Below are 6,337 nucleotides of genomic sequence, written 5' to 3' on the forward strand. Positions count from 1 at the left end.
CCCCTGAAAAGCGGGGCTGCGCCCCTGCCCACCCAGGGGCGCGGGGAACTGCGCGGCCCGCCCCCACCGGAGCCGCAGCCGACGACGAATACATCATTCGGACCGTCAACATGCGGTCCGGGCAACACGTTGCGAAACTGACGCACGTGCAGAAGCGCGAAATTCTCAGACAGGACGACGACGGGAAAAGCATGACCGCTCCGGCATTCGAGGAAATCGATCCCGAGAGCGACTGCGACTGCCCCGGATGTACCCACTGGCGGCGCGTACTGCCGCATTCCAGGACCGGCGGTCACGGCGGCCACCCGGCCGCCTTCTCCCCCATGGCGCTGGCCCTCGCCGCCGTCACCACCGGCACGGTGCTCGGCGCGGCCGGCGCCACCCCCGCCGTCGCCGCCGCACACGCCCCGCAGCGGCCCGGCGCCCCCGCTGCGGACGACCCCGGCACCCCGCAGGGCGGCGCGGCCCCGCTGCACGGCCCCGGCGGCGTGCCGGCCAGGATCAAGGCGCCCCAGACGACCCGGGCCGAGATCATCAACCGGGCCAGGGAGTGGGTCGCCGCGCAGGTGCCCTACAACATGGGCGCGTACTGGTCCGACGGCTACCGCCAGGACTGTTCCGGCTTCGTCTCGATGGCCTGGAACCTCGGCGGGAACGAATGGACGGGCAGCCTCGACAAGTACGGCGTCCGAGTCGCCCAGGGTGATCTCCAGCCGGGGGACATCCTGCTCTTCCACAATCCGTCCGACCCCGAGAAAGGGTCCCACGTCGTGATTTTCGGCGGCTGGACGGATTACAGGCAGAGCCATTACGTCGCGTACGAGCTGACGCGTCCGCACGCCCGCAGGCAGACCACTCCTTACGCCTACTGGAGCAATTCGGACCGCTATCTCGGCTATCGCTACAAGGGCCTCAAGGCGGAGCCGGGCAACGGCGGCACGGGCACCGGCACCGGCACGCCCGTCACCTCGCCGGCCACGGCCGGGTATCCCGGCGCCGCCGCCTTCGGGCCCGGCGCGAACAACGCGTACGTCACCCGGCTGGGGCGGATGCTCGTCGCGCGGGGCGCGGGGAGTTTCTACACCTCGGGGCCCGGGCCGCGCTGGACGGACGCGGACCGGCGGGCGACCCGGGCGTTCCAGCTGGCGCAGGGCTGGACCGGGGCCGACGCCGACGGGCTGCCGGGGCCGACGACCTGGTCGTACCTGGTGAACGGCAAGGGCCGGGACGTCCGGGCCGCGAGTGCGGGCAGCCCCGGCACGCCCGCGAAACCCCCGGCCGGCGGTGTCGCCTCGCACGGAGTCCCCGGCTATCCCGGACGGGCGATGTTCCGGCCCGGCGCCGACAACGACCACGTCACCCGGCTGGGGAGGCAACTGGTGAAGAAGGGGTTCGGCAAGCACTACACGCAGGGCCCGGGACCGCGCTGGGGCGAGGGCGACCGGCGCAACGTCGAGGCGTTCCAGCGCGCGCAGGGTTGGCGCGGCGGGGCGGCGGACGGCTACCCGGGCCCGGAGACCTGGCGGCGGCTCTTCGCCGAAACCTTCTAGGGCGACAGGACCTGGGGCTTGTTCCACCGGCACGGCGGTTCTTCCTGGCGCGGAGGCACGGAGGCACAGATGAGTACGACGACCACTTCACACTCGCCGGAGTCCGAGGGGCCGCCCGAGGCGGGCGGCCGGGACACCGGGGGACGCGACACCGGGGGACGCGACATCGGCGGACGCGACACCGGGGGCCGGGAGGCGGGTGGGCGCGGGGCGCGGATCATCCACAACGAGGCGACCACCGAGATCCCCGTTCATCTGCTCTTCCGCGACGAGCCCGAACCGGTGTCCGTGGCACTGGCGCCCGCGGTGGTGAGCCGTCGGCGGGGTACGGGCGAACAGCCGCGGATCGCGCGGCGCGCTCCCGCCCCGCTGCGGCCGAGGCCCACGCCCGAGGTCGACCCCGATCTCGTCGAGCGGCCCGCACGGGTGCTGCCGGGCCTGGCCGGAGTGCTGGCGGGCGTGGCAGGTACGACCGGGTGCGTCCTGGCGTCGTGGTGGGCGGGCGCCCTGCCACCGCTCGCCGTGGACGCGCTGGGACTGCCGGCGCACACCGGCGCCGGGCTCGGCGGACCGCAGTGGGCGGCGCTCGCGGGATGCGGGGCGCTCGCGCTGTTCGGGTTCGGCGGGCTGGCCCGCGGCCGTACCGGACGCGCCTGGGTGCTCGGCCTCTTCGGCCGCTACCGGGGCACGGTCCGGCGCACCGGACTCATGTGGGTCAACCCGCTGGTGCTGCGCCGCCGCATCGACGTACGGCTGCGGCACTGGCGCAGCGAGGCGATCGCGGCGGTCGACGCGAACGGGGTCGCGCTGCGGGTCGTCGTGCTCGTCGTCTGGCGGGTGCGGGACACCGCCCGTGCCGCGCTCGGCGTCGAGGACCATCAGCTGTATCTGCGCGAGTGCGTGGAGGCGGCGCTCGCCCGGGTGCTCGCGCAGCTGCCGGCCGACCTCTCGCCGAACGCGGCCCACGGGCCGCACGCCCCGGGCGCGGCGGACTCCGCGACGCTGCGCAACACGGAGGCCGTCAGCGACTCGCTGACCCGGCTGGTGGCGGCGGAGGCGGCGGCGGTCGGCCTCCAGGTGTACTCGGCGCAGCCGCTCGGGGTGGAGTACGCGCCCGAGATCGCCGCCGTGATGCAGCGCCGCCGGATCGCGGCCCTGGACGCCCAGCACCGCGACACGGTCCTCACCTCGGTCGTCGACTCCGTCGAGGACACGGTGACCCGGCTGACCCTGCGCGGTCTCGTCGAGCTGGACGACTACGAGCGCAAGGCCCTGGTGAAGGACCTGACGGTGGCGTTCTATACGGGGCATGGAGATCGATGACCCCCGCACCCCCCTCCCCGCCGCCGACCCCGAAGGCTCCGCCGCCGGCCCCCACGACCTCACCGGCCCCCGCACCCCGGCCGGCCCCCGCACGCTCGACGACCTCGCCGCGGACGCCTGGAGTCTGACCGAGGGCACGCCGCGTGCCGTGCTGGGCCTGGCGGGGCCGCCCGGTGCCGGCAAGTCCACGCTCGCCCGCGCCCTGGTCGCGCACCTGGGTGAGGGCGCCGCCTACCTGCCGCTCGACGGCTTCCATCTCTCCAACGCCCAGCTGCGGCGCCTCGGCCTGACCGCCCGCAAGGGCTCCGAGCCGAGCTTCGACGTGTGGGGATACGTCGATCTGCTGCGCCGGGTCCTCGACGAGACGGCCCGCGACATCTACGTACCGGACTACGACCGCACGCTCCACGAGCCCGTCGCCGCACGCCATCTGGTGCCGCCGACGGCCCGGCTCGTCGTGACCGAGGGGAACTATCTCGCCTGCGATCTGCCGGGATGGCGGGACGCGTATGTGCTCATGGGGGAGTGCTGGTACGTGGAGGCGCCGGGGGGCGTGCGGCACAAGAGGCTGGTGGAGCGGCAGTTGGCGGGCGGGAGGGACGAGGCCCAGGCGCGCGACTGGGTGGCCACCAACGACGACCCGAACGGGCAGCTGGTGGAGAAGTCGCGGGACAGGTGCCACCGGGTCCTCACGACGCTCGGCCTCCCCGTCCGCCCCTCCGCGATTGGTATGGACCCATCCGGCTTTTGACGCGGACTTGATATGGACACAGCCAAGTCCTGGCAATAATCTGGTACTTGGTCTAGACCTGAATCATCGCTTTACGCATCGCGATGCGCACGCACGGCTCACGGAACTTCCCCCACGTTCTCCAGGAGCGGCAGCATGCGAGAGACACCCCCACCCCGTAAGCGGCTGAAGTGGTACGCCGCCGCCGTCGGACTCGCCACCACCGGAGCGATCGTCCTCTCCAGCGGTGGCGCCACCGGTCACGGCTACACCGATCTCCCCGTCAGCCGCCAGAAGCTCTGCCAGAACGGCGGCGTGGCCAACTGCGGTGACATCCAGTGGGAGCCCCAGAGCGTCGAGGGCCCCAAGGGCTTCCCGGCGGGCGGTCCCTCGGACGGCCAGATCTGTTCCGGGAACCACGGCAACTTCGGCGCGCTCGACAAGGCGACGACGCCCTCGGGCGGTGCCTGGCCGACGACGAAGGTCAGCGGCGGACAGAGCTACACCTTCCGCTGGCAGTTCACGGCACGGCACTCGACGACCGACTTCAAGTACTACATCACCAAGAGCGGCTGGAACCAGAACGCTCCGCTGACGCGGTCCGCGCTGGACACCACACCGTTCCTCACCGTCCCCTACAGCGGACAGCCCCCGGCGACGCTCTCGCACAGCGGCACCCTGCCGTCGGGCAGGAGCGGACACCACGTGATCCTCGCGGTGTGGACGATCGCCGACACGAGCAACGCGTTCTACGCCTGCTCGGACGTCACCTTCTGAGCGACCCTCTCTGATCGGAACGACCGCACGGCCACCCCCCACGGGTAGGTTCCACGCACGTCGGCATGGAGTGACGGCGTGCGTGGAGCTGCACCGCCCGCACCCCTCGTCATCTGACGCTCCGTCAATTATGGTGCGCCCCCATGGGAGCCAGGAGCGTGGGCACGGGCGCGCGTACCGTCGCCGAACTCGTACAGGAGCGGTGGGGCGACCACCGGCCAGGGCTGTGGTGCGAGGACCGGACCCTGACGCACCACGAGGTGGCCGCGGGTGCGGCGGCGCGCGCCGCGCTGTTCGCCGAACTGCTGTCGCCCCGGGCGGAACCGCACCTCGGCGTGCTGCTCGACAACACCCCCGAGTTCCCGCTCTGGCTGGGCGCCGCGGCCCTCGCGGGCGCGGCCGTCGCGGGCATCAACCCCACCCGCCGCGGCCCCGAACTCGCCCGCGACATCCTGCACACCGAATGCCGCGTCCTGATCACCGAGCGGACCCACCTCCCCCTCCTCGACGGCCTAGAACTGGCGGGCGTACGCATCCTGGTGACCGACACGCAGGCGTACGAGGACCTGCTCGCGCCCTACGCGGACGCGCGCCCCGAGCCGGGGCCCGCGACCCCGCGCAGCCGCTATCTCCTCTACTTCACCTCCGGCTCGACCGGTGCCCCCAAGGCGGCGATCTGCTCGCAGGGGCGGCTCGCGGCGGCCGGGCACTCGCTGGTCGGCCACTTCGGGGTGCGCGCGGACGACGTGCACTACATCTGCATGCCGATGTTCCACGGCAACGCCGTGATCGCCGACTGGGCACCCGCCCTCGCGGCCGGCGCGGGCGTGGCGCTGCGGCGCCGCTTCTCCGCCTCGGCCTTCCTGCCGGACGTACGGGCCTACGGGGCCACGTACTTCACGTATGTGGGACGCGCCGTCCAGTACATCCTGCAGACCCCGGCCCGCGCCGACGACCGCGACAACCCGCTGCGCACGGGCTTCGGGACGGAGGCGGGGGCGGTGGACGCGGCGGCCTTCGAGGAGCGGTTCGAGGTGCGCCTGGTGGAGGGCTACGGGTCGTCGGAGGGCGGGGCGGCGATCCAGTGGTCGCCGGGCACGCCGAAGGGCGCGACCGGACGGGCGGCACCCGGCGACGACCTCGCGGTGCTGGATCCGCTGACCCGCGCCGAATGCCCCGCCGCGGTCTTCGGCCCCGACGGCCTGCTGCTCAACGGGCACGAGGCCATCGGCGAGCTGGTGAACCGCGGCCCCAGCCCCTTCGAGGGGTACTGGCGCAACCCGGCGGCCGACGCGGCCCGGAACAGGGACGGCTGGTACTGGACCGGCGACCTCTTCTACCGGGACGCCGAGGGATTCCTGTACTTCGCGGGCCGCACCGACGACCGGCTGCGCGTCGACAGCGAGAACCTGGCCGCCGCCGTGATCGAGAACATCCTCGCCCGCTACGAGGGCGCGGACGCGGTGGCCGTGTACGCCGTCCCCGACCCGGTGGCCGGCGACCAGGTCATGGCCGCCGTGGCCGGCACCTTCGACCCGCTCGCCTTCGAGGCCTTCCTGGACGCCCAGCCGGATCTGGGCACCAAGATGGCGCCCCGTTTCGTACGGGTCCTCGACCGGATGCCGGTCACCGCCACCAACAAGATCCACCGGGCCGGACTGCGCCGCGAGGGATTCCGGTGCGCGGATCCGGTGTGGTGGCGGCCGGTGGGGGAGGCGGGACGCACCGGCTACCGGCTGCTGGACGGGGCGGACGTCGAGGCGCTGCTGGAGCGGTACCGGGCACGGGGACGCGAGGAGCTGCTGTCGCGGTGAGGCGCGGCGGGGCCTGGGCGGCCGGAGCGGGCAACGCGGAAGGCCCCCGCTCTCGCGGAGGCCTTCCGCTGTTTCGCTGTGCGCCGCCAGGGACTCGAACCCCGGACCCGCTGATTAAGAGTCAGCATCTCTAAACAACATAG

Annotated in this window: 5 protein-coding genes; all 5 read left to right on the forward strand. The window is 73.1% G+C overall.

The features are described 5' to 3' along the window. Nucleotides 1-191 precede the first annotated feature (191 nt). Nucleotides 192-1,550 (forward strand): peptidoglycan-binding protein, encoded by a 1,359-nt coding sequence (locus ACFWGJ_RS40490; protein WP_387333962.1) that lies wholly within the window; start codon nt 192-194, stop codon nt 1,548-1,550. Between the two features lie 69 nt (nt 1,551-1,619). After that, the gene (locus ACFWGJ_RS40495; protein WP_387333964.1) at nt 1,620-2,873 is read left to right on the forward strand and encodes an SPFH domain-containing protein; all 1,254 of its coding nucleotides are present in this window, start codon (nt 1,620-1,622) and stop codon (nt 2,871-2,873) included. Next, nucleotides 2,860-3,624, forward strand: coding sequence for a nucleoside/nucleotide kinase family protein (locus ACFWGJ_RS40500; RefSeq protein WP_387333966.1), 765 nt, complete (start codon nt 2,860-2,862; stop codon nt 3,622-3,624). Before ACFWGJ_RS40495 ends, ACFWGJ_RS40500 begins: the two co-directional genes overlap by 14 nt. Nucleotides 3,625-3,759: 135 nt before the next feature. Beyond that, entirely contained in the window at nt 3,760-4,380 is a 621-nt protein-coding gene (locus ACFWGJ_RS40505) for a lytic polysaccharide monooxygenase (RefSeq protein ID WP_387333967.1), read from the forward strand. Between the two features lie 143 nt (nt 4,381-4,523). Continuing rightward, the gene (locus ACFWGJ_RS40510; protein ID WP_387333968.1) at nt 4,524-6,194 is read left to right on the forward strand and encodes an AMP-binding protein; all 1,671 of its coding nucleotides are present in this window, start codon (nt 4,524-4,526) and stop codon (nt 6,192-6,194) included. Nucleotides 6,195-6,337 lie beyond the last annotated feature (143 nt).

This window comes from Streptomyces sp. NPDC060205 (assembly GCF_042728395.1).
GTDB lineage: Bacteria > Actinomycetota > Actinomycetes > Streptomycetales > Streptomycetaceae > Streptomyces.